This is a genomic window from Sphingopyxis sp. JAI128 (genome assembly GCF_014207235.1).
Taxonomy (GTDB): Bacteria; Pseudomonadota; Alphaproteobacteria; order Sphingomonadales; family Sphingomonadaceae; genus Sphingopyxis.
Genome location: NZ_JACHDA010000006.1, coordinates 84,942 through 107,979, shown reverse-complemented (window position 1 = coordinate 107,979; position 23,038 = coordinate 84,942). Strand labels below are relative to the sequence as shown.

The window sequence follows — 23,038 nt, the reverse complement described above, 5'->3', positions numbered from 1 at the left end:
TTTTCATAGTCCGGCTAGGTTCTGCAGCTGGAGGATCGGCAGCAGGATGGCGAGGATGATGAGGGCGACACACGACCCCATAACGACAATTATGACAGGTTCGAGAAGCGCCATCGACGCGGCCGTAAACCGGTCGAATTCGCGTTCGAGATAATCGGCCGCGCGTTCGAGCATGACTTCGAGCCGGCCCGCGCTTTCGCCGCTGGCGGTCATATAGACGAGCAGGGGCGGAAAAACGCCGGCATCGCGAAGCGCCGCGGACAGGCCGCCGCCCGCGCGCACCTGATCGACGATATTCGCCGTCGCGCCGGCCAGCGCGGCGTTGCGGATCGTCGGCACGGTCAGTTTAAGCCCTTCGACGAGCGGCAGGCGGCTCGACACCATCGTCGACAGCGTCCGCGCAAAGCGCGCGGCGTAAAGATCGCGAAGCAGGCGGCCGAACAGCGGCAGACGCAGGAGGCGCGCATCGACCGCCGCCTTGAACGCCGGGCGGCGCATCGCCGATACCCAGCCGAAAATCGCGGCGGCGATCAGGAGCGCGATCAGCCACCACCAGTTCGCGGCGAAGCCCGAAATCGCGATCACCGCGCGGGTCAGGAAGGGCAGTTGCTGGCCGACATCGGTGAATTGTTCGACGACGCGCGGGACGACGAAGATCATCAGCGCGGCGACGACGCCGATCGCGACGACCGCGAGGACGACAGGATAGGCGAGCGCGGCGATGAGCTTGCCGCGCACCTCCGCCTGCCGTTCGAGCAGGTCGGCGAGCCGCGCGAGGATCGTCGTAAGGCTGCCCGTCGTTTCGCCCGCCGCGACCATCGCGCGATAGAGCGAGGGAAAGCTGGCCGGCTGGCGCGCCATCGCGTCGGCGAGGCGGCGGCCTTCGAGCAGGCCCGCATGAACTTCGCCGATGACGGCGCGCGCACTTTCGGCTTCGCTTTGCCGGGTCAGCGTGCGCAGCGCCTCTTCGAGGGGCGCGACTTCGGCGAGCGTCGCAAGCTGGCGCGTAAACAGCGCGAGTTCCTTGCTGCTGAGGCTGTTCTTCCGAAAGGCGAGCAACGACCGTCGCGTGGGCTTCGCGCCCGCAGCCTCGACGGCAACGATATGGAATCTGCGGCGGATCAGGTCGGCGCGCGCCGCATCGTCGGTCGCGGCGGTCAATCGCCCCTTGCGTTCGCGGCCCTGGGGATCGATCGCCACATAGCGATAATCAGGCATCGACATCCTCGCGCCGCGCGATGCGGATCGCTTCCTCGGCGGTCGTCAGTCCTTTTGCGACCATCGAACGCGCCGCCGAGGCGAGCGTCGGCGATTTCAGAAAAGCGTGTTTCGCGATCATCGCCTCGTCGCCGCCCGCATAAATATAGCGGCGGACAGTTTCGTCGACCTTGATCGCCTCGAACACCCCGATCCGACCCTTGAAGCCCGTGCCGCCGCACTGGTCGCAGCCCTTGGGGCGCCAGATGACCGTACCGATATCGAGCCCGAGGATGGCCGCGACGCTATTGTCGGCCTGCACCGGCTCACGGCAATGATCGCAGAGTTTGCGCACCAGCCGCTGGGCAAGCACCGCGCGCAGCGTCGAGGCGAGCAGGAAGGGTTCGACCTTGAGGTCTTTGAGGCGCGTGATCGCGCCGACCGCATCATTGGTATGGACGGTCGAGAGGACAAGGTGTCCGGTCAGCGAGGCCTGCACCGCGATATCGGCGGTTTCGCGGTCGCGGATTTCGCCGACCATCACGACATCGGGATCCTGGCGCAGGATCGCGCGGAGACCCGCGGCGAAATCGAGCCCGACCTTGCTGTTAACCTGCGTCTGGCCGACGCCGTCGACGGCATATTCAACGGGGTCCTCGACGGTCAGGATATTGCGCTGGCCATCGTTGAGCTGTTTGAGCGCCGCATAGAGCGTGGTCGTCTTGCCCGAACCGGTCGGCCCGGTGACAAGGATGATGCCGTTGGGTTCGGCCAGCGCCTCGCGCAATATCTGGTCGGCGGCGCCCGAAAGGCCAAGGACGTCGAAGTCGATCCCCGCCGCATCCTTGTCGAGGATACGCATGACGACGCGTTCGCCCGCGCGGCTGGGCAGCGTCGAAACGCGGACGTCGACCGCCTTGCCCGCAAGCGTCAGCCCGATGCGCCCGTCCTGTGGCACGCGCCGTTCGGCGATGTCGAGGCGCGCCATCACCTTGATGCGACTGACGACGACAGGCGCGACATGCGGCGGCATGCGCAAATGCTCGCGCAGCACGCCGTCGGCGCGCATCCGCACGACGAGCCCGCTTTCATAGGGCTCGATATGGATATCGCTGACCCCCTGCCGCACCGCTTCGGCGATGATCGCGTTGATCAGGCGGATCGCGGGGGCGTCGTCGGCGCTGTCGAGCAGGTCCTCGGCGCTGGGGATGCCGAGATCGAGATCGCCGCCGTCGAGCGACCCCGCCATCGCGGCGGCAGAACTGTCGACCGCGTAATGATCCGACAGCAGCCGGTCGAAATCGGCGCCGCTTGCCGCCGCCACGCGCAGCGGCTGCGCCAGATAGCGTTTCACCTCGATCAGCACCGCCGGGTCGCTGCCTTCGCGCAGCGTCGCAAGCCAGACGCCATCGTCGCCCGGGGCGATGACGACGCCGTGCGTCCGGGCAAAGCCATAGGGGATATCGACCGGCGCCGGGGGCGGCGCCGCGCTTTCGCTGTCGGTCACGGATATTCTCCGGTCGGCGGCACAGGCTGTTGCGGGACCGATGGCGGGACGTCGATGGGGGTAATCGCGCGCCCGTCGCCCCGCATGGCCGGGGCCGCAGCAGGGCCCACCGTTACGTCGGACGCCATCGGATCGCTCGGGACCGGCGGCACAGTGCCCAGATAGTCGCGAACGAGCGTATCGATCGGGGGCTCTTCTCCCGGATTGCGTTGCAGCTGGAAGTCGCGGACATAGCCATAGCGACGCGCGGTGAGCGCGGCATTGTCCTCACGGCTCTTCAGGATCGTCGGCCGGATAAAGACCATTAAATTGGTCTTCGACCGGGTCCGGCTGCGCGATTTGAACAACTCGCCGAGCAGCGGGATATCGCTGAGCAGCGGGATTCGTTCGATCGTCCGGCGCTCGTCGTCGTTGAGCAGCCCCCCGATCGCGAGGATTTCGCCGTCGTCGACGGTCAGCACGGTTTCGAACGACCTTTTGTTGAGGATGAGGTCGCTGTTGCGCGACGAAACGGGGCCCGCAACGCTCGACACCTCCTGCCGCAGGAACAGCTTCACCTCACCCGCGCCATTGACCTGCGGCGTGACGTCGAGCTTGATGCCGACCTCCTCGCGCTGGACGGTCCGGAAGGCATTGTCGAAATTGTCGCTGAGCGCCTCGCCCGTCGTGATCGGCACTTCCTGCCCGACGAGGAATTTCGCGGCCTGATTGTCGAGCGTGACGATATGCGGGGTCGCAAGCAGGTTCGACGTGGTGTCCGACTTCACCGCGTTGATGATTGCGCCGAACACCGTATTTTTGCCAATATCGCCCGCGAAGCCCGCGAAACCGCCAGTCGCGGTCAGCAGCGACGCGGCCGCCGCTTCCTGCAGGCTGTTGCCAAGCGAGCTGTTCGTCTGCGTGACCGTCGTGTTGCCGTTCACCGTCGTCGTCTGCTGTGACAACTCGTTCGCTGCATAGGCGCCGCCCAGCGTCAGGATATTCGGCTGCGCATTGCTGTAGCTGGTCGCGACGAACGGGATATTCTTGCCGCCAAGCAGGAACTGGACGCCGAGCCGCTTGGCCGCATCGTCGCCGATTTCGACGACGATCGCCTCGACCAGCACTTGTTGCCGCCGGCTGTCGAGCTGGCGGATCAGCTCGCCGAGCATGCGCTGCACCTCGCTGTTCGCCGCGACGATGATCGCGTTAGCGCCTTCGTAGCGCGTGACGATGGCGGGACCGCGGGTCGAGATGCTGCCGCTGCCTCCGGCCCCGATCGAGGTCGAGGTGGGCGCGGCGGCAGCCGCCGGGGCCGGCGTGCCGCTACTACCCGACGATGAGGTCGAGGATGACGCCGGCGGCAGGCCTGCTTTCTGCGCCGGATCGCTGCCGCCGCCGATCAACTGCTGAAGCGTCGGGAGCAAGGTTTCGGCATTGGCATGTTCGAGCCAGTAAACGCGCAGTTCGGTCCCGCCCGCCGCCTTGGCATCGAGATCGTTCGCCATCGACACGAAGCGTGCGACAAGCGCCTGGTCGCCCCTGAGCGCAATCGCGTTGCTGCTGTCGATCGGCACGATCGCGAGCGGTGCGCGCGCGCCCTCGCCCGCCGCCGGCACCAGCGCGGCGAGCGCGGCGGCGATTTCGCGCGCGCCTGCATTTTTCAGCGTGACGATCTGGCTGGTCGAGCTGTCGCGGTCGATGCTGCTCGCGAGCGCGCGGATACGGCGGATATTGTCGGCAAAGTCGGCGACGACGAGGCTGTTGGCGTTGCGGTTCGCGGTGAGCGAGCCTTGCGCACTGACGAGCGGGCGCAGCGTTTCGACCGCGGCGACGGCGTCGATATGCTTGAGGCGGATGATTTCGGTGACGAACTGGTTCTGCGCCGCGCCGCCGCTGCCGATCCGGCCGGGCTGAGCCGCGGCGCCGTCGATGGGCTGGACCCGGTAGCTGCCGTTCGGACCCGGCACCGCCACGAGGCCGTTCGAGCGCAGTGTGGCGAGGAAAATCTCGAAATATTCGCTGCGCGACAGCGGCCGGTCGGTCACGACCGATACCTTGCCGTTGACGCGCCCGTCGATGACGAAAGTGCGCCCGGTGATCCGCGCTGCGTCCTGGATGAAGGCGCGGATATCGGCATCGCGCACGTTGAGCGTATATTGCGCCTGCGCCGGACCCGGAATGGCCGAAACGAGCGCGGCGGCGAGCATGAGGGAAAGTTTGAGGCGCATAATACCTATTTCGAAAGAAAGATGGCGACAGGAACGACGCTGGCGCCGCGCTCGACCTCGAGCGCGATGCGGGCTCCCGGGACGAGTTGATTGCCAAGCGCCGCGACGTCGCTGACCGACGTGATGGGGCGCCCGTTCACCGAGCGGACGACATCGCCGGGCCGCAGGCCCGCGGCGCGGAAGCTGGCACCGTCGCCCTGCGGCTGGACGACCAGACCGGTCACGCGGCCTTCCTCGGTGCGCGGTGCGAAGGCGACGCCGGCCTTGATCGCCGCGGGGGTCATTTCTCCGCTGCCGGCAGCGGGCGTCGCGCCGATCTCCGGCGTCGGTGCCGGAAGCGCGCCTGGGGCGCCGGCCACGGGCGCCGCGCCGCTCTGGTCGAGGAACAGGCTTTCGCGCGCGCCGCCGCGGTCGAGCAGCACATGGTCGAAGGCGACACCGGCGAGCGTGACGCCGGGTGCGATCTCGTCGCCGACCGCATAGCTCGTCTGCACCCCGTCCTCGCCGGCGATGATCGCCGAACCGCTGCCGGTGGCTTCATTGATGTTGACGCCGAACAGGGTGAGGCCGAGCGCGGTGACCGTCGCCGAAGCCGGTCCCTGCGCATTGGTGCGAAAAAAGGGGTCGAGGCTGGTGAACAGCGCACGCCGTTCGGCCGGCGATACGATGACCGCCGCCTGCGGCTGCCACGCCCCGAGCGGCGACAATGGCGTGAAGAGCACCCAGAGCAAGCGAACGCATTGCCAGATCAAAAGCGCGCCGAGCAGGCCGGCGAGCAGCGCCGGCCAGATCTGACGCCGGCTCCGCTTCGCCAGGCGCAACCAGGAAGGCAGCGCGCGCGGCAACCGAACGGCCGATCCGGACATCAGCGTTGCCATGAAATATTCCCTGTCCCCCAACTGAAAGGCCGTGTTCGCGAATCGCCTAGGGGCGATTGATGACAATCAGTTGACGGCAAGATTACAGTTTTTTGTCAGCCGGGCGAGTCCGGTGCGGTGGAAATGGCCTCTCCCCGTGCGGAGAGAGGCCTTCCCCCTTATCAGAACTTCAGCGACGCGCTGAGCGAGAAGGTGCGGCCCAGCTTGTAACGGTTGAAATAGACCTTGTTGTCGCCCGAGGTCTGGACTTCCTGATAATTGCGTCCGGTCAGATTGCGCGCCTCGAACTTCAGCTCGATCTCCTTGTTGAGCAGGTTGACCCCCTGCCGCGCCACGAAATCGAGCTGGATGCCGGGCTTTTCCTTGAGGTCGGGCTGGCCCGACGGACCGCGGCTGGTCACGCGCGGGCTGGCATAGGTGAAGAGCAGGGTCTGCTGTGACAGCTTGTCCTGATCCTCCAGCCCGATCTGGAAGTTGACCAGATGGTCCGACTGGCCGGTGAGCGGCGCCCCGTCGAAGAAGAAGTTGGCGGCATTCTGGACCACGCCGTTGATGACGGTCGTGTCGCTGTCGCCGACCTTGATCTCCGATTTGGTGTAGGTGTAGTTGCCGATCAGCACGAGGCGGCGGCTTTGCCAGAAAGGCGAATCCGACAGCGTGTCGAGCGGAAGATATTTCTGCACTTCAAGCTCGGCGCCATAAAGCGTCGCCTTCGGCGCGTTGGCATAGCTGCTGTTCACCGACGAGTCCGAGATCGAAGTGTAGGTTTCGATCGGATTGTCGATCGACTTGTAGAAGCCGGCGACCGTCAGGCGCTGATCCTTGTCGAAATACCATTCGTAACGCGCTTCGGCATTCCACAGCTCGCTGTCGGTCAGCGACGGGTTGCCACGGAACAGACGGTTCGATTCGGGATCCTGATAGACCTGTGCCACCAGCTCGCGGAACTGCGGGCGGGCGATCGTTTTCGACCCGTTGACGCGCAGCTGCATGTCGGGCGCGACTTCCCAGGTCAGCGTGACGGCCGGGAGCCAGTAATCATTGTCGAGGTTCGTCTCGACGATCGCCGACGACCCGGTGCCGAACAGGTCGATCGGTACGACGGTCTGCTTCGCCTCTTCGTAGCGCACGCCGGCGTTGACGTTTACGCCCGCTACCAACTCGGCCTGCACCTGGGCATAGCCTGCATGGGTGGTCAGGTTGGCATCGAATGCCGCCGTGCCGTCCTGCGCCGAGGTTTCGAGCAGCGAGATGTCGTACAGCTGGATCGTCGCGTCGGAGAGCAGATAGTCCGGGCGCAGTTGCTGCACCGCGATCGGCAGGTTCGACGCGCGGAACTGGAAGGTCCGGCGTTCCGAAATGCGGTGCGTGTCGGTATAGGCATAACCGACCGTCGCGGTGATCCGCGGCGCCAGTTCGTACGACAGGTCGACGCCGCCCGACCACAGATCCTCGTTGAGGTCCGAAAAGGCGATCGTCGCGTCGCCGCGGTTGCCGCCGAGATCGTTGACGAATTTGTCACCCACCGGATCGCCCGGCTGGTTGGTGCGGACATAAGTGAAGCCGCGCTCATAGGGCGCCTCACGCTGCGAATTGGCGTAGGCGCCGCGCAGATCGAGCTTCAGCCGGTCGAATTTGAATTCGCCGACAAGCTGCGTATTGATCAGCTGGCGCTCGTACCAGGCCGTGTCCTGCTTCATGATGTCGCGGTCCGACTGGTTGGCGTCGGTGCCGAGGGCGAGGCGCGCCTGCTTCAGCGTGTCGCGAATATAGAGGTTGGTCCAGCGAATCTTGTGATCGCCGAGTTCGAGCCCGAAGCCGAGCAGCCCGTTCACCACCACGCGATTGTCGGTGATGACGCGGTTGTAGCTCGTCTGCGGGTCACCCGACAGGTCGGCGTTGACCGAGGTTTGCTGCAAGGTATCGCGCGTCCGCCACTTGTTGCTGATCCCCGCGGTCGCGATGATCCCGAGTTCACCATCGGGAAGCTGGATCGTCGTGCCGCCTGTGATCCCCGCCGACCAGTTCACCGGGATATGGTTATTCTGTTGCAGCAACGTGGTTTCGGCGTTCACCAGCTCCATTTCGATCGCTTCGAGGTCGTTCTGGCTGAAGTCGGCGCCTTCGAGGATCGGCTTGCCGCTTTTCAGCGCGGCGCGCAGCAGCGGCGGAACGTCGCGCGTCCCGTCGTCGAATCCCGTCCAGTCGCTGTCGCTGCCATAATAGGTATAACCGAGTTCGTTGGTCGTCTCGCTGTCCCAGCCGATGCCGCCCGAGAACGTGAGGAAGGTCTCACGCGGGGTAGCCTTGGTCGTGAGGTTGATCACGCCGCCGCCGAATTCGCCGGGGAAGTTCACCGAAAAGCTCTTCTGCACCAGCGTCGAGTCGATGACGTTGGTCGGAAAGATGTCGAGCGGGACGACGCGCTTCAAGGGTTCGGGGCTCGGCAACGGCGAGCCGTTCAAAAGGGCGAGCGAATAGCGGTCGCCGAGACCGCGGACATAGACGAAGCCGCCGCCGACCACCGACAGGCCGGTCACGCGCTGGAGCGAGCCCGAAATATCGCCTTCGCCCGTGCGCGCAATGTCGGCCGACGAAAGCGACGACACGACTTCGGGCGTGGCACGGACGATATTGGGGGTGTAGCGGCCGGTAACGACGATTTCGGTATCGGCGCCGCCGGGAATCGAAATGTCCGCCTCTTCTTCGGGCGCTGCCGCATCGTCGTCAGTCGCTTCATCGGCGGCGGGCGGCGTATCGGCAGCGGGTTCGGCGCTGGCGTCCTGCGCGAGCGCGGCCGGCGCGACGAGCGCGGAACTAAGGAGAAGCAGGCTGGCGAAGATCGGCCGCTTGGTCATGGTGAAAATCCCCAAGGTATATGCAGGAAGGGAGCGGGCCAGCCCGTCAGGCGTGCCCGCTCCCCGTTTGGATCGCGAGCGATCAGGTCGTCGGGATGGCGCTGCAGCTGCCGCTCGACGTGCCGAAGTCCGCCGTCGCCGAGTTGCAGGTCCAACCCTGATACCAGGTGTCGTTGGCGTCGCGGACGGCGCCGACATAGGCCGTGGTGTCAAAGAAGGCGTTGATCGTCTTGGCGTCGATCGCGGTGAAACCCGTCTCGGTCGCGCCGTTGATGAACAGGCTGGTCAGGCCGGGCGCATAGTCGAAGCGGTTGTTCGTCCCCGCGTTGAAAATCGCCTGAACTTCGGCGTCGGTCACTGCCGTCCCTTGGCTGCCGCCACCGCGGAACGGTCGCGCGGCGCTGCATTTCAGCGACACCGAGAAGAAGCGCGGCGGCCCCTGTTCGTCGGCGCCCGCCGTCTGCGTCGTCGACGTGTTGTCGATGCGGATGCAGGAGGTGTCGCTCGTCATCAGACCGTTCGCGAACGTATAGTCGGCACCGCCACGGATGCGGATGGCGGCCGCATTGCTGTTGGTGGCGTTGCGGTGGATGAAGGTGAAGTTCGAGATAGTGACATTCTGACGCGGAACGGCCTGTTCATTGCCGTCCGAGTCGATTTCCATCATCGAGTCGCCAACCGTCCCGCCGGCGCGGCCGATTGCGATCGCATATTGGATATTGCCCTTGTACCCGACGTCGGTGTCGAAGGCATCATCTTCGGCCCCGGTGACGATCATATGCTTGAAGTTCGGGCGGCCGCCGAAAACTTCCATGCCGTCGTCCGAGCTGTTGTGGATCTGGATATGGTCGATCTGCGTGCCCGAACCGACGCCCGACGGGGTCAGACCCTGCAGTTCCTTGTCGGCACTGAGGATGAAGCCCGAATAGCGGATCTGGACATAGGACATGCGGCCCGAATTGTCGGCGGGCTGCGCACCACCATAGAGCGCGTTCGACGTGCCCTCGGTGTCGCGTTCGCAAGCGACTGTGCCTTCGGCGGCGCCCGGCGCGAGACAGTCGGTGACCGGCGCGCGGCCGAGCAGGACGATACCGCCCCACAGCTGCGACGTGTCGTCACCCGCGGAACCGACGACGTTACCGCGACCGGTAAAGACGATCGGCTGCGTCGGGGTGCCGACGGCGTCGATGCGGTTGCCGCGGTTGACGACAAGGTAGGACACGCCCGTGGAACCGAAGATGGTGACGCCCGGATCGATCGTCAGCGTCGCGACGGTATTGGTGCTCGCCGCGCCTTGGTCAGTGCCGACATCGACACGGCCGGGCAGCGAATAGATGACGCCGTCCACCTTCGGGATGGCGGTGGTCGAGTTAAAGCGCGCGGGGAAGCCGCAGTTGCGCCAGGTTCCTTCGTTACCGGTGATCGTGCCGAGGTCGGTCAACTGGTCCGCGCCGGCGATCGTCGGGCAGTTCGCGGCCGGAGTCACGCCGGTCGGCGTGGGGGTGGGGGTCGGCGTCGGGGTGGGCGTCGGGGTCGGCGCGGGAATCACAATCACGCCCTCGCCCGGCGACGCGACGCCATCGGCGCCGCACGCCGCAAGAATGGAACAGGCCACGCCGCTGAGCATGACCAAACGAATGCGTGCGAAAGCCGCCATGAAAATCTCCGTTCCCGGTGTGCGCCGTCGCGCCCCTGATGAAAAACACGCCGCAGACGAGCAAAGAATTGCTGACTCGCCCCCGGTGACGCCGCCACTAGGGTGATTCGATGACGGTCTGACGCCAGACCCGTGACACTTGCATGACTCTTTGGAGTCGGTTCGGTGACAACGACGGCAGCGTGGGGCTGCGGTCGTTCGCACCCGCAAAAATAAAAGCTGCGAAGCTCGCTTGCATCACCCCAAAAGCTTTGCTAGGCGCCCGCTCCTACCTGGTGCCGGACCCGATCCGGACCATCATGATGTGCGGTCGTGGCGGAACTGGTAGACGCGCAACGTTGAGGTCGTTGTGGCCGAAAGGCCGTGGAAGTTCGAGTCTTCTCGACCGCACCATCATCGCTCGCGCCGGCCGGAACAGGCGCGGACGGGCTTTTCCAGAACATTCAAAGCTCCGAAGGATCGAGTTCGTCCCTTCGTCCGCGGGCGCGATCCGGCTCGGTTCATGGCGGATCGTCTCGTCGAGGATGGCGTCGAGGCCGGCGAGCGACTTGCCGGGCAATCCGTACATCAGGTCGAAATGGATCGCGTCGATATCGCGGAGGCGAAGCGCCCCGACGACGCGTTCGATATGCGTCAGGGGCTGGATACGGCCGAGCGCCTGCAGGCCGCGCACCGATGTTTCACAAGCCGCGACGCGGGTCAGTTGGTCCAGTAGATATAATCCTGCCCGTCCTTCCACGGCGCATCGAGCGGCACGTCGATTCGCACCGGCCCTTCGACGAGCCCCGGCCAGATCGGCTTTGCCATGCCCATATTCTGCGCCTCGATCATCGCGCGAAGCGCGACGACGCGCTGCGGATCGGTCGCGGCAAGGTCACGGCGCTCGGTCGGGTCGACAGCCAGATTGTAGAGACGCGCCTTTTCGGGGCGCTTCGTCACCTGCAATTTCCAGTCACCCGACCTTACCGCACGATAGTCGCCCGAGCGCCAGAACATCGCCGGCCGGTTGGCGGGACCGGCGAGGATATCCTCACTGTCGATGGTCCGGTCGCCTGGCAGCGCCGCGCCGGCGGCGGCGGCGATCGTCGCGAAGATGTCGAGATGCCCCGTCACGTCGGCACGCTGCGTTCCGGGTGCGATTCCACCTGGCCAGCGCATGAAGAGCGGGGTGCGTATGCCGCCTTCGAAAAAGGTGGCCTTCCAGCCGCGGAACGGCGCGTTCAGGTCGGGCATGCCATTATACCAGGCGCCGCCATTGTCGCTGGTGAAGACGACGAGCGTATTGTCGTCGATTCCCGCGTCTTTCAGCTTTGCCATCACGTCGCCGATACGTCGATCGAGCTGCGCGATCATCGCGCCGTAAACGCGCGTCTTGTGATCCTTGATCTCAGGCAGCTTGTCGTAGTCCGCCTTTGTCGCCTGCAACGGAGTGTGAGGCGCGTTGAAGGCCAGATACATAAAGAAGGGCCGGTTCTTGTTCGCCTCGATCGCCTTGATCGCCTCGTCGGCGAAATAGTCGGTCATATGTCCCTTGGGATGGAAACGCTTGCTGCCATTGAAGGTCACGGCATGGCGCAGGTTTGCCCAGATGAAGCGGTCGATCGGATCCCACGGCAGCTTGGCGTTGACCGTATCGGGGTCGTCCTCGGGCAGGAACATGGCCGCGCCCGCGAGAATGGCGAGGCTTTCGTCGAAACCCTGATGCTGCGGCTGGAGCATAGGCGCCTCGCCCAGATGCCATTTGCCGATATGAAGCGTGTGATAGCCCGCCGATTTCACCGCCTCGGCAATCGTCACTTCGCTTGCGGGCACGCCCATGTCGGGATAGGCGGGAATATCGGGAGTGATCAGCTCGTCGTGGAAGATCGCCCTGTGCGGCCCCACGCCCTCGCCATGCGCCAGATTTTCCGCAAACTCGACCGGCACCGCGGTATATTCGAAACCGAAGCGCGTCGGATAACGCCCGGTCATCATCGCCGCGCGCGAGGGCGAACAGGTCGCATTGGCGGCATAGGCGGTGGTGAAATTGACCCCTTCGCGTGCGAGAGCGTCGATGTTTGGCGTCTTGACGACCCCGCCCGCGACGCCGCCGCCGTTCAGGCTGATATCGTTGTAGCCGAGATCGTCGGCCACGATCAGGATGATGTTGGGCGGGCGTTTGCCCTCGGGCGCCTCGGCGGGGCCCTGCTGCCATGCCACGCGACGGTGGGGCTGTACCGGGTCGTTCCAGTCCTGGATGACACCCGGAAGCCGGTATTTATTCGCCTCGAACGCCCAATATCCGCCCGCCCCCATCAAAGCGAGAACGCCCAGCGCGACCCAACGCTTCCTCATCCTTCATCCCCTGCCCAGCGATGCCTGCTTGCCGCAAAACTATTGGCACTATATGTGTCATTATATTGATCGACATGCAAGATTGTTTGACCCCGCCGCAAAGCTGGGCCAGCGGAGGAACGATGACGACGGGGGTGCGCAAATCGAGAAAGGCAAAGACCGAACCCGAACGGGTCGATGGCCGCCGCGCGCGCAGCCGGACCAGCCACAAGCGCATCGTCGAGGCGATGATGGAATTGATCGTCGGCGGCGACCTCGCGCCGAGCGCGGCGCGCGTCGCCGAAGAGGCGGGCATCGGGCTGCGCACCGTGTTCCGGCACTTCGACGATATGGACTCGCTCTACGCCGAAATCACCGCGACAATCACCGACCGCGTAATGCCGCTCGTGACGGCGCCCTATCCCGACCAGCCGTGGCAGGCGAATATTCGCGAACTCGTTCGGCGGCGCATCCGCGTGTTCGAAACGACGCTGCCCTTTCGCCTCGCGGCGAACATCAAGCGATACCAGTCCCCCTTTCTGATGGGTCAATACGCCAAGGTAGTGATGCTCGAACGCGAGTTGATCCTGCGCCTGTTGCCCGGCACGGTGCTGACCGACCGGATACATGTCGAGGCGCTGTGTGCGGCGCTGTCGTTCCAGACCTGGCGGACATTGCGCCACGACCAGGGCTTGTCGGCCGAGGAAGCGGGAACGGTTACGATGCACATGGTCGACTCTCTGATAACGACGATCGGCGAACGACCTTGATGCCGATACGGACTGCGTTCCTGTCAACGACGCTTCTCGGCGCGCTGGCGGCCTGTGGCGAGGCGAAGGCGCCCGAGACGGCCGAGGCGACGGCGCCCGAGTGCCCGGCGATGCCGGCCGAGGATTATGTCTGGGTTCCCGGCGCGACCTTCGCCATGGGGGCGGACGCCCACCTGCCAGAGGAAGGCCCCGCGCGCGAGGTCCGTGTCCCCGGATTCTGGATCGCGACGCACGAGGTGACCAACGCCGAGTTCGCCGAATTTGTGAACACAACCGGATACAAGACTCTCGCCGAACGCGACCCGCCAAAGCTGCCCGGCGCGCCGCCGGACATGCTGATTCCCGGTTCGGCGGTGTTCACGGCGCCGACCGACGGCAACCCGAATTGGTGGCGCTGGGTCGTCGGCGCCCAGTGGAGGCACCCCGCCGGGCCAGCCACGGACATCGACGGGCGCGGCCGCGAACCGGTGGTCCAGATCGGTTACGACGATGCGCTCGCCTATGCCCGGTGGAAGGGCAAGGCGCTGCCGAGCGAGGAGCAGTGGGAACTCGCCGCGGCAACCGGCGGCGCCGACCGCAACGTCCCGGTGGACAAGGCGGGCAAGCCGCTCGCCAATTATTATCAGGGCGCCTTTCCCGTACGCGACCTCGGCTCCGACGGCTTCACCGGCCGAGCACCGGTCGCCTGCTTCCCCGCCGACCGGCACGGCGTCCACGACCTGATCGGCAATGTGTGGGAATGGACGACGAGCAAGGCGGGCGGTGAGAACAATGTCATCAAGGGCGGCAGCTTCCTGTGCGCCGCCAATTATTGCGCGCGTTACCGTCCCGCCGCGCGCCAGTTCCAGGAGCGCAGCCTAGGCACCGATCACATCGGCTTTCGCCTGATCGATACGGCGCGCGCGGCGCCGGCGACGCCAGCCCCAGACCAGAACTGACAGCGCCAGTACGATCCCGCCGGTCCAGAGGCCAAGGCGGATGAGCCGTCTTCGCCCCTGCTGTTCGAAGGCATAACGATTGATCTGTTCGTCGGCGGTGTAGCCCGGCGGCATGTCGAGCACCCCATTTGCCTTTGCATAGGCACGATAATCGGCGCGCATGGCGGCAAAGCGGTCGGGCTCGGCGGCGGCGAGGTCGCGCGTTTCGCCGGGGTCGAGCTTCAGGTTGTACAGCCGCCAACGGCCATCGCCGGCCGGCGCGAGGTTGCGCACCAGCTTGTAGTCGCCCCGGAACAGGGCGGCATTGCCCGAAAGCTCATAACCCAGCGGGGCGTCGCCATGGACGCTGCCCGTCGCGCCTTCCAGCATCGGCACCAAGCTGCGCCCCGTGACGGGTTCGACCGCCTTGCCGTGCCACGCGCCCCTGTGACCCGGCACGCCGCTCAGTTCGATCAGAGTCGGCAGGATGTCGGTAACGTGCGCGAGACCGTCGTTTATCGCGCCGGCGCGAATCTTCGCATTGCCCGGCCACGCGACGATCAGCGGAACGCGCAGCCCCCCTTCGGACGCCGTGAACTTATATCCGGAAAGCGGCGACGCCGCCGCGCTCGCCCACCCCGGACCGATCGCCGAGAAACTGCCGCGACGGCCGATGTTCGCCGTCGCCAGATCATATTCCATGCCGAGGAAAAGCCGATTGCGCAGGCTGCCGAACGGATTGGTGGGCTCGGCGCCATTGTCCGACAGAAAGACGAAGATCGTATTTTCGTAATCGCCGGTCGCTTTCAGATGCGCGACGAGCCGGCCGACCTCTCGGTCCATCGCGGTCGCCATGCCGCCGTAGGCCTGCATCACGCGCACCGCCGCCGCGCGTTCGTCGGTGTCGAGTTTCCTCCAATCGGGTGTCGTCGCCATCGTCACCGTCGGCACCCCCGCGGGCATGATGCCGAGCGCCGCAGCGCGTTTCGCCCGCGCTTCACGCAGCGCGGTCCAGCCATCACGGTACATCGCCGCATAGCGGGCAATATCGCTGTCGGGTGCTTGTACCGGGATATGGTTGGCGAGGAAGTTGATCGAGGCGAGGAAGGGCTTGCCGCTGTTACGGTCCGCCTCGATATAATCGATCATCCGCTGCACGACGAAGTGCGACGAATAATATTCCTTCGGCAGCGTGGCCGGCTTGCCATTTTCGGTCCAGTTCGCCTTGTCATACAGGCCCTCGATCGGGCGCTGTTCGAAATTGTCGGCGCCGGCATCGGCGAGGCTAAATGCCCGGTCGTACCCGCGCGCGTGCGGCAGGCGCCTCGCATCGCTGCCGAGATGCCATTTGCCGTTCAGGTAAGTGCGATAACCCGCCGCTTTCAGAAGCTGTGCGATCGTGACGACGCGAAAGTTCATCACCGTGTCGTAACCAGGCTTGCCGCGATGTTCGTCGGGGATCGTCTCGGGCATATTGCCGAGCCCGTTGCGATGATTCATCACGCCCGTCTGGAGCATCGCCCGCGTGGGTGAACAGGAACCCGCGACGTGGAAGTTCGAAAAGCGCGTGCCCGCTTGCGCCAACGCATCGATGTTGGGCGTCGCCATTTCGGACCCGAAGGAACCGACGTCCGAAAATCCCCAATCGTCGGCGAGCAGGATGACGATATTCGGATGCTTCGGTGCTGGCTCCGCCGGTCGCGCCTGGACTGGCGTCAGGGCGACCAGCGCGCCGGTTGCTATGATGGCAGCACGCCGGGACCCGCCTAAGCGACCCGGCATTTAGTGATCCTCCCGCGTACTGCCATCACTCCCACCCCCTCGGGATATGACACTTACTATGCCAATATATTGGCGAGTCAATGGGGTGAAGGCGGGCGCTTAACCTTATCGCTCGCGATATTGCGGCGAGCGCTTTTCGAGGAAGGCGGCAAGCGCCTCGCGGTGGTCCTCGGTCGCTGAAAGGATCACTTGCTGGCGGTCCTCGATCGCCATCGCCGCATCGAGGCTCGGCGCGTCGATGTTGAGATTCAGCGCTTGTTTCGACAGGCGAAGGCCATGCGGCGACGTCGCGAGCATTTCGTCGGCGAGCGCGAGACCGCGTTCCAACAACGCCTCCTCCTCGACGATTTCGCTGACCAGTCCGCTGCGCAGCGCACGGTCGGCGTCGATGAAGCGGCCGGTCAGGATCATCTCCGACGCAAGGCTCGCCCCGACAAGACGCGGCAGGAAATAGCTCGACGCCATGTCACACCCGCCGAGGCCGATGCGGATATAGGCCGCATTGCAGCGGAACGAGGGCGCCGCATAACGCACGTCGGATGCGAGCAACAGCGACAGCCCGCCGCCGCACGCTGCGCCGTGCCCGAGTGCAACCACCGGCTGCGGGCAGGCGCGCATCTTGCGATAGATATTGCCGATGCTGGTCTGGGTACGCAGCGTGCGAAGCACCGGCGTCTCGTCGCTCGACCGGTCTTCCTGGATGTCGAGACCGGCGCAGAAACCGCGCCCCGCGCCGCGCAGGATCACGACGCGAACATCGGAGCGTTCGGCGAGCTTGCCGAAATAGGCATTGAGCTCGTCGACCAGCGCCTCGTTCAGCGCATTGAGGCGCTCGGGCCGGTTGAGCGTCGCGATCTCGACCGCACCGCGCGCCTCGACAAGCAGTTCGCTCACAGCGTCTGCCCGTCGTCGACGGTGATCACGCTGCCCGTGATGCCGAGCGCGGCGTCGGAACAGAGCAGGAGCAGCGGCGCGTGAAGGTCGCTCGGCGGGCGCATCCGCTGGCGCGGGAAGCTTTTCACCATTGCCGCGCCGACATCGCTTTCGAACAGTTCGGCGGTCATTTCGGATGCGAAATAGCCGGGTTGGATCACATTGACGCTGATCCCGCGCCGCGCCCATTCGCGCGCCAGCGCCTTGCCGAGGTGGCGCACCGCCGCCTTCGTCGCGCCGTAAACCGAGGTCGCGGGGAAAATCTTTTCCGCGGTGATCGAGCCGATCAGGACGATGCGGCCGTTCTGCTTCTCGCGGCTGCCCGCCTTGTCGAGCCGCTTGGCCCCTTCAGTCGCGGTCAGGAACACGCCGCGGACATTGGCCGCGAGCAGGAAATCGACCTCTTCGACCGAAAGACCCATCGCCATCTTCTCGGTCGCGACGCCGGCGTTGGCGACGATCGTATCGACGGTGCCGAAGGCCGCCTCGGCCGCGTCATAGGCGGCCTTGGTCGATACCTCGTCGGTGACGTCCATGCCGACCGCGATCGCTTTCCCCCCCGCCGCCTCGATCGCCGCGACCTGCTCCGCGAGCTTGTCGGCACGGCGCGCGGCGAGCACAACGCTGGCCCCTGCGGCGGCAAGCGCCTTGGCGAAGCCCGCGCCGAGGCCCGAGGACGCCCCCGTCACCAGCGCCACGCGCCCCGTCAGATCGAATTTGGGTTGCTCCGCCATCCCACTCCCTTTCCTTCGCTTGCTATGCATTGATCGCGATTGACGTTCACGTCAACCGGGCGGTCGAGGTGGAAGAACATGAATTAACCTGTTGACGAGCAGGATTTGTTCCCTTAATGTTCTTGTTGTGCACAACGAACCTCATCCCCCGCTGCGGCTACCGAGTGTGGCGGGCGGGGGATAAAGGTCATCGCCTATCGGTGGGTTTCGCTAGATATCGATCGTGATTCGACCGGTGCGTCGCCCTGGCGAGCCCCGCCGCGAAATGGCCGGGCACCGAGCCGAGCCCCCAGCCGCTTGAACAAGAGCACGGCGATCTTGGCGCCGCCAAGCAGTGGCCCGCCTTCAGCGTGCCCGCAAAGACGTTCGGGAATCAAAAGGCCGGCGGTTCCTAATCATATCCGGCCGCGCGACGCACGGCCGGCGCAGCCGGCGGGCGGGCAAGTTCGACGATATGAACTTCGGGGCCCGAACTGATGCCCGGCTCCGGCCGCACCACCAGCCGCAACCGCCCGCCCGCGAGCAGCCGGTCGTAACGCCGCAACGCCTCGCGAAAATGAACGCGATCGGCGCGGTAGCGAATATGGTTGGTCACAACCGCAAAATCGGCCCGGCAACTGTCCAGCCGCGCCATATCGACATGGCCGACATCGACGATCGCCCCGCCCTGTCGCCGATCCTCGACCTCCGATTGGCCGATCCGGCCGGCGAGCATGTCGTGCACATCGACACAGCCCGCCGATCCCATCGGGTAGAGCAATTGCCATGGCTCGTCCAAAAGATCGAACGCCGGATTTTCGATCAAAATCCGGCTTCCCCGCGGTGCATGATCGCGAAGCCAGGCGGAGGCGGCCTGGCGCGTGTCCTGACGTCTGCCCGCGGCCTCCAGGCGTTCGGTAACCACCATCGGAATCAAGAGCAATCCAAGCGCGACGGGCAGCGCGACCCGGGCGCGCGGCGCAGGCAGCCAGTCGGCCATGGCACATAAGGCCCGCGCCGCCGCAAGCGCGGCAAAGGGCAGCAGCGGGACGATCCACCTTTCCCAACGCAACGACTGAATCGCGATGAGGCACAGGAAGGTCAGGCAGAAGGGCAGGATAACCCACGCCCAGCGATGGCGATCACCCGCACCCCAGACGAGCCCCCCGCCGACGAGCAGCAGGCCGCCGATTCCCAGCGACGAGAAAAGCGGCCCGGCAATATACCAGCCCAGATTGTCGAACAGCCCGCCCCCGGTCGCCCCCGGATGCAGCGGGCGCGCCTCGCCCGACAGATTCTGCAGAACGGTGGCATGGTCGATAAGCAGAAAGGGCGAAACGACGAACAGGGTCGCGGCCGCGGCAAGGCCCGAAAACACGAAGTCGCGCCATTCAGCCACGCCGGATCGCCAGCGACAAAGGCAGGCGCCGATGAGCGTCACGCCAACCACCGCACCGGGCCATTTCGTCGCGCAGGCGAGGCCGGCGAAAAATCCGGCGAACAGATAGTCGCGGCGGCGGCCGTCCTGCGCGATCGCCAGCGCCGACTGCGCGCAGAGCAGCATGAACAGGCTGGCTTGCACGTCGGTACGGATAATTTGCGAATATTCGATATGGACCGCATTGACCGCGAGGATCGCGGCCGCGACGAGCCCGATCCGATTGCCGCCAAGCTGCTTGCCGAGCCGCCAGGTCATCCACACGCAGGCGACGCCGAAAGCCACCATCATCAGTCGCGCGGGCAGGAAGACGATGCCGGGATCGGTGTAGACCGATGCAGCGAAGGTGTCGAAATCGGCGAAGCGCCCGGTCAGGATGCCGAGGCCGCCGACGAGCAGGACGACCAGCATCAACGAGTAGAAGGTGACAGTGCCCGGATGGCCGAACCATCCGGGGTTGAGCGTCGGTTTCGAGAGCATTTCGACCGCGGTCGCCATGAACAGCGGTTCGTCGGCATCGTTGAGCGCCGGAAGGCCGAAGCCGACGCCGTCGATGCGCAGCAAGGCCGCGACGAACAGGATCAGGCACAAGCCCGCCGGTCCGGTCAGGACCTTCCAGGGCGAATTGCGGGCTGTAGGCATCGGGTCCGTCATGCTGTCGAGAACTAGACGTGGAGCGACGATGCAAACCGTAATTTTGGCCGGCGGCCTTGGCAGCCGCCTCGGTGAAGAGACCGCCGTCAAGCCCAAGCCGATGGTGGAAATCGGCGGAATGCCGATCCTTTGGCATATTATGAAGATCTATTCCGCAAGCGGATTCAACGACTTCATCGTTTGCCTCGGCTATAAGGGCTATTTGATCAAGGAATTTTTCGCCAATTATTTCCTCCACACGTCGGACGTCACGATCGACCTGCGCAACGGCAACGGCATGGAGGTGCACCACGCGCGCAGCGAGCCCTGGCGGATCACGCTGGTCGAAACGGGACCGACGAGCATGACCGGCGGGCGGCTCGCCGCGATCCGCCCCTATCTCGATCCCGACGAACCCTTTTGTTTCACCTATGGCGATGGCGTCGCCGATATCGACATCGCCGAACTGGTCGATTTCCATCGCGCCCACGGACTGCGCGCAACCGTGACGTCGGTCACCCCGCCGGGACGCTTCGGCGCGCTCGCCTTCGACGGCGACCGGGTCACCGATTTCCACGAAAAGCCATTGGGCGATGGCGGCCGGATAAATGGAGGCTTCTTCGTGGCGGATCCGTCGATCCTGGACCTGGTCGATGGGCCCGACACGGTGTGGGAAAGCGGTCCGCTCGAACAGCTTGCGCGCGGCGGCGAACTAATGGGCTACCGCCACGAAGGCTTCTGGCAGCCGATGGATACGCTGCGCGACAAATTATATCTCGAAGAGCTGTGGAACAAAGGCGATGCGCCGTGGAAACGCTGGTGAACGCCGCGTCGGCATCGCAGTGGGCCGGGCGTCGCGTCCTGGTGACCGGCCATACGGGTTTCAAGGGAAGCTGGCTCAGCTTGTGGCTGCACCATATGGGCGCCCAGGTTACCGGCTTTGCCCTGTCCCCGCCGACGCAGCCGAGCCTGTTCGAAGCGGCGCGCGTCCACGAACTGGTCGATCACGTAGAAGGCGACGTGCGCGATGCTGCGGCGCTGCGCCGGACCGTCGAAGCCTGCGCACCCGAAGTCATTTTCCACCTCGCCGCACAACCGCTCGTCCGCCTCTCCTACCGCGAACCGGTCGAGACTTATGCGACCAACGTCATGGGCACGGTCCACCTGCTCGACGCCGCACGGCACGTTGCCGGCATCAAGGCGATCGTCTGCGTCACCAGCGACAAATGCTATGAAAACCGCGAATGGGTCTGGCCCTATCGCGAAAGCGACCCGATGGGCGGCCACGACCCATATAGCAACAGCAAGGGCTGCGCCGAGTTGGTCGTGTCGGCATGGCGCAGCAGTTTCTTCGACACTCCGGGCCCGCTCCTCGCCTCGGCGCGCGCGGGCAATGTCATCGGCGGCGGCGACTGGGCCGACGACCGGCTGGTTCCCGACCTTATCCGCGCGATGCTGTCGCGCACCGCGCCATTGATCCGCTCCCCCGGCTCGGTGCGCCCGTGGCAGCATGTGCTCGAGGCGCTGCACGGCTATCTGATGCTCGCCGAACGGCTGCTCGCGGGCGAGCGGCAATTTGCGAGCGGCTGGAATTTCGGCCCGTCGGACGAGGATGCGCGACCGGTATCGTGGATCGTCGAGCGGCTGCAGGTCGCATGGGGCGACGAGCCCGAAGCCATACCCGACACGGGTCCGCGCCCGCACGAGGCGGGACTGCTGAGGCTCGATAGCTCGAAAGCGCGCGCGGCGCTCGGCTGGCATCCGATGCTGAAGCTCGAAGAGGCGCTCGGCTGGATCGCCGACTGGCACAAGGCCGTCTCCGCGGGAAGCGACGCCCGCGCATTTACGCTCCAACAGATCGCGGACTATTCGGCCGCCGTGATCTCCACGCCCGTGCGCGCGGTCGCCTGAGCCGGAGTCCCCGCGAGCGACAGCATATTGCCGAGCCTGAGACCGATTGTCGCCTTGGGAAGCGGCACCCGGTCGAGCTTGATGCCCACCGCCTCCAAGGCCTGCCGCGCGAGAAAATCGACCGGGAAATGATTGCGGCTGCGTTCGATGCGCACGCCGGTATAGCCCGCGCGGCCAAGCAGATCGGCCATCGTGTCGGGATTATAAAGCTCGGGATGCTGGAGGCAGAAGGGCGGCCAACGCAGCCCCATCAGCGTGCGTAGCAGGGACCGTTCGTTATGCGTGACAATCATCAACGTGCCGCCCGGACGCAGTTTGGCCCGGAGCCGGGTGAGCATCGCGCGCGGATCGAGCAGATGATCGAGGACGTGCACCATCACCGCGAGCCCGATGCTGGCGTCGGGCACCGCGGAAATATCCTCCATATCGGGCAGCAACGTCACCGGCCGGTCGCCCGCTGCGGCGCGCAGCATGTCGTGAACCGCGCGGTTGGGCTCGAACAGCCAGAAATGATCAAAAACATCGCGTCCTGCCGCCTCGGCCACGATATAACCGACGTCGGGACCGATTTCGAGATAGCCGCCCGCCAGCGGGCCCTGCGCCGCCGCGCGCTCGAAATAGCCGCGCTGGGTAGCGCCGATCGCATCGCGGGCCACGACGTCCATGTTCGGTGCCATGTTCGAATACAGCGCCCCCAATTGCGCCCCGTTGAAGAAGACAGGATTGTATAGGAGGCCGCAATCGGCGCAGCGATGATAGGAAAAGAAGCGCTTATCCTGCGATAACCCCGACCAATATGGACGAACGTCTTCGAACGCCATCGTTTCGGCGCGGTGTAGGCTTTGGACTTCGGCACGGGTCTCGGTGCCGCCGCAAAGGGGGCAGGGCCGCGGGAGGAATTCGCTCACGTCACGCCTCCGCCGACCGGAAGGTTACCCGGCTGTGCCAGAGCCAGCTTGTCACGATCAAAACGAACGTGAAAGCGAGCTGGCCGTAGACCGGCGAAACCCCCGCGAGCTCGACGAGCACCGGCAAAGCCACCCAATTGGCCGCGTAGTTGAAGAGGTAAAAGCCGGAAAAAACGCCGAACTCACGCAAGACATTACCGCGCGTGCGGAACACCGCGAGCTTGTAGATGGCAAAGGCGAAACATAGGCACACGGCCTGCGCGATTCCCAGCGCAATCATATAATGCGTGTGCAAATATGGCACCGACCAGAGCAGAAGCGGATAAAAGGCGAGCCCGAACACCGTGTTCACGCCTCCCGCAATCAGGAAGCGTAGCGGCCGATTAAGCGGGACAACCTTGGCCATCACGCGG

At 65.2% G+C, this 23,038-nt stretch carries 18 protein-coding genes and 1 tRNA gene; 6 read left to right on the top strand and 13 right to left on the bottom strand.

Annotation, left to right across the window (positions count from 1 at the left end; genetic code table 11):
• Positions 1–3: 3 nt before the first annotated feature.
• The 6 genes from gspF to HDC35_RS15015 all read right to left on the bottom strand — a co-directional run bounded on the left by gspF (position 4) and on the right by HDC35_RS15015 (position 10,307).
• Complete coding sequence (gene gspF, locus HDC35_RS15040; protein ID WP_184648196.1) at positions 4–1,218, bottom strand: type II secretion system inner membrane protein GspF; 1,215 nt, start codon at positions 1,216–1,218, stop codon at positions 4–6.
• A complete protein-coding gene (locus HDC35_RS15035; protein ID WP_184648195.1) occupies positions 1,211–2,704 on the bottom strand; it encodes an ATPase, T2SS/T4P/T4SS family in 1,494 nt (497 codons plus the stop codon). Before HDC35_RS15035 ends, gspF begins: the two co-directional genes overlap by 8 nt.
• Positions 2,701–4,914, bottom strand: coding sequence for a type II secretion system secretin GspD (gene gspD / locus HDC35_RS15030; protein ID WP_184648194.1), 2,214 nt, complete (start codon positions 4,912–4,914; stop codon positions 2,701–2,703). Before gspD ends, HDC35_RS15035 begins: the two co-directional genes overlap by 4 nt.
• Positions 4,915–4,919: 5 nt before the next feature.
• The gene (locus HDC35_RS15025; RefSeq protein WP_184648193.1) at positions 4,920–5,792 is read right to left on the bottom strand and encodes a type II secretion system protein N; all 873 of its coding nucleotides are present in this window, start codon (positions 5,790–5,792) and stop codon (positions 4,920–4,922) included.
• Positions 5,793–5,953: 161 nt separating this feature from the next.
• Positions 5,954–8,650 carry a TonB-dependent receptor domain-containing protein gene (locus tag HDC35_RS15020; RefSeq protein ID WP_184648192.1) on the bottom strand — a complete coding sequence of 899 codons (2,697 nt, stop codon included), beginning with the start codon at positions 8,648–8,650 and terminating at the stop codon, positions 5,954–5,956.
• A gap of 82 nt (positions 8,651–8,732) precedes the next feature.
• Positions 8,733–10,307: a hypothetical protein gene (locus tag HDC35_RS15015; protein WP_184648379.1), complete on the bottom strand. Its 1,575-nt coding sequence runs from the start codon at positions 10,305–10,307 to the stop codon at positions 8,733–8,735.
• 306 nt (positions 10,308–10,613) lie between these two features.
• Here HDC35_RS15015 and HDC35_RS15010 point away from each other — a divergent pair.
• Both HDC35_RS15010 and HDC35_RS15005 read left to right on the top strand, forming a co-directional pair.
• A tRNA-Leu gene (locus tag HDC35_RS15010) sits at positions 10,614–10,700 on the top strand.
• A gap of 109 nt (positions 10,701–10,809) precedes the next feature.
• Positions 10,810–11,022, top strand: coding sequence for a hypothetical protein (locus HDC35_RS15005; protein ID WP_184648191.1), 213 nt, complete (start codon positions 10,810–10,812; stop codon positions 11,020–11,022).
• Here the strand turns inward: HDC35_RS15005 and HDC35_RS15000 are convergent.
• Positions 11,007–12,641, bottom strand: a complete 1,635-nt coding sequence (locus HDC35_RS15000) for a sulfatase-like hydrolase/transferase (RefSeq protein ID WP_184648190.1) — start codon at positions 12,639–12,641, stop codon at positions 11,007–11,009. The two genes, HDC35_RS15005 and HDC35_RS15000, sit on opposite strands and share 16 nt — an antisense overlap.
• Before the next feature lie 122 nt (positions 12,642–12,763).
• Here HDC35_RS15000 and HDC35_RS14995 point away from each other — a divergent pair, with 122 nt between their 5' ends.
• Together HDC35_RS14995 and HDC35_RS14990 are read left to right on the top strand one after the other, a co-directional pair.
• Positions 12,764–13,390, top strand: a complete 627-nt coding sequence (locus tag HDC35_RS14995; protein WP_184648189.1) for a TetR/AcrR family transcriptional regulator — start codon at positions 12,764–12,766, stop codon at positions 13,388–13,390.
• Positions 13,390–14,328, top strand: a complete 939-nt coding sequence (locus HDC35_RS14990; RefSeq protein ID WP_184648188.1) for a formylglycine-generating enzyme family protein — start codon at positions 13,390–13,392, stop codon at positions 14,326–14,328. Before HDC35_RS14995 ends, HDC35_RS14990 begins: the two co-directional genes overlap by 1 nt.
• Here the strand turns inward: HDC35_RS14990 and HDC35_RS14985 are convergent.
• From HDC35_RS14985 to HDC35_RS14970, 4 genes are all read right to left on the bottom strand, one after another.
• Complete coding sequence (locus HDC35_RS14985) at positions 14,248–16,089, bottom strand: arylsulfatase (protein ID WP_184648187.1); 1,842 nt, start codon at positions 16,087–16,089, stop codon at positions 14,248–14,250. The two genes, HDC35_RS14990 and HDC35_RS14985, sit on opposite strands and share 81 nt — an antisense overlap.
• A 105-nt stretch (positions 16,090–16,194) precedes the next feature.
• Entirely contained in the window at positions 16,195–16,983 is a 789-nt protein-coding gene (locus tag HDC35_RS14980; protein ID WP_184648186.1) for an enoyl-CoA hydratase/isomerase family protein, read from the bottom strand.
• Positions 16,980–17,756, bottom strand: a complete 777-nt coding sequence (locus HDC35_RS14975) for an SDR family NAD(P)-dependent oxidoreductase (protein WP_184648185.1) — start codon at positions 17,754–17,756, stop codon at positions 16,980–16,982. The genes HDC35_RS14980 and HDC35_RS14975 overlap by 4 nt, the downstream gene beginning before the upstream one ends.
• A gap of 391 nt (positions 17,757–18,147) precedes the next feature.
• Positions 18,148–19,815, bottom strand: a complete 1,668-nt coding sequence (locus tag HDC35_RS14970; protein WP_184648184.1) for a glycosyltransferase family 39 protein — start codon at positions 19,813–19,815, stop codon at positions 18,148–18,150.
• Positions 19,816–19,855: 40 nt separating this feature from the next.
• On the opposite strand from HDC35_RS14970, the gene rfbF reads away from it, so the two are divergent.
• Both rfbF and rfbG read left to right on the top strand, forming a co-directional pair.
• Positions 19,856–20,629: a glucose-1-phosphate cytidylyltransferase gene (rfbF, locus tag HDC35_RS14965; RefSeq protein WP_184648183.1), complete on the top strand. Its 774-nt coding sequence runs from the start codon at positions 19,856–19,858 to the stop codon at positions 20,627–20,629.
• Positions 20,614–21,717: a CDP-glucose 4,6-dehydratase gene (gene rfbG / locus HDC35_RS14960; protein ID WP_311770780.1), complete on the top strand. Its 1,104-nt coding sequence runs from the start codon at positions 20,614–20,616 to the stop codon at positions 21,715–21,717. The genes rfbF and rfbG overlap by 16 nt, the downstream gene beginning before the upstream one ends.
• Here the strand turns inward: rfbG and HDC35_RS14955 are convergent.
• A complete protein-coding gene (locus HDC35_RS14955) occupies positions 21,672–22,382 on the bottom strand; it encodes a class I SAM-dependent methyltransferase (RefSeq protein WP_184648182.1) in 711 nt (236 codons plus the stop codon). The two genes, rfbG and HDC35_RS14955, sit on opposite strands and share 46 nt — an antisense overlap.
• Positions 22,383–22,626: 244 nt before the next feature.
• Complete coding sequence (locus HDC35_RS14950) at positions 22,627–23,031, bottom strand: GtrA family protein (RefSeq protein WP_184648358.1); 405 nt, start codon at positions 23,029–23,031, stop codon at positions 22,627–22,629.
• Between the last annotated feature and the right edge of the window lie 7 nt (positions 23,032–23,038).

Coding starts and splice junctions, on each gene's coding strand:
- gspF (WP_184648196.1), bottom strand. CDS start 1,218: ATGCCTGATTATCGCTATGTGGCGATCGATCCCCAGGGCCGCGAACGC.
- gspD (WP_184648194.1), bottom strand. CDS start 4,914: ATGCGCCTCAAACTTTCCCTCATGCTCGCCGCCGCGCTCGTTTCGGCC.
- HDC35_RS15025 (WP_184648193.1), bottom strand. CDS start 5,792: ATGGCAACGCTGATGTCCGGATCGGCCGTTCGGTTGCCGCGCGCGCTG.
- HDC35_RS15020 (WP_184648192.1), bottom strand. CDS start 8,650: ATGACCAAGCGGCCGATCTTCGCCAGCCTGCTTCTCCTTAGTTCCGCG.
- HDC35_RS15015 (WP_184648379.1), bottom strand. CDS start 10,307: ATGGCGGCTTTCGCACGCATTCGTTTGGTCATGCTCAGCGGCGTGGCC.
- HDC35_RS15005 (WP_184648191.1), top strand. CDS start 10,810: ATGGCGGATCGTCTCGTCGAGGATGGCGTCGAGGCCGGCGAGCGACTT.
- HDC35_RS15000 (WP_184648190.1), bottom strand. CDS start 12,641: ATGAGGAAGCGTTGGGTCGCGCTGGGCGTTCTCGCTTTGATGGGGGCG.
- HDC35_RS14995 (WP_184648189.1), top strand. CDS start 12,764: ATGACGACGGGGGTGCGCAAATCGAGAAAGGCAAAGACCGAACCCGAA.
- HDC35_RS14990 (WP_184648188.1), top strand. CDS start 13,390: ATGCCGATACGGACTGCGTTCCTGTCAACGACGCTTCTCGGCGCGCTG.
- HDC35_RS14985 (WP_184648187.1), bottom strand. CDS start 16,089: ATGCCGGGTCGCTTAGGCGGGTCCCGGCGTGCTGCCATCATAGCAACC.
- HDC35_RS14975 (WP_184648185.1), bottom strand. CDS start 17,756: ATGGCGGAGCAACCCAAATTCGATCTGACGGGGCGCGTGGCGCTGGTG.
- HDC35_RS14970 (WP_184648184.1), bottom strand. CDS start 19,815: ATGCCTACAGCCCGCAATTCGCCCTGGAAGGTCCTGACCGGACCGGCG.
- rfbF (WP_184648183.1), top strand. CDS start 19,856: ATGCAAACCGTAATTTTGGCCGGCGGCCTTGGCAGCCGCCTCGGTGAA.
- HDC35_RS14955 (WP_184648182.1), bottom strand. CDS start 22,382: ATGGACGTCGTGGCCCGCGATGCGATCGGCGCTACCCAGCGCGGCTAT.
- HDC35_RS14950 (WP_184648358.1), bottom strand. CDS start 23,031: ATGGCCAAGGTTGTCCCGCTTAATCGGCCGCTACGCTTCCTGATTGCG.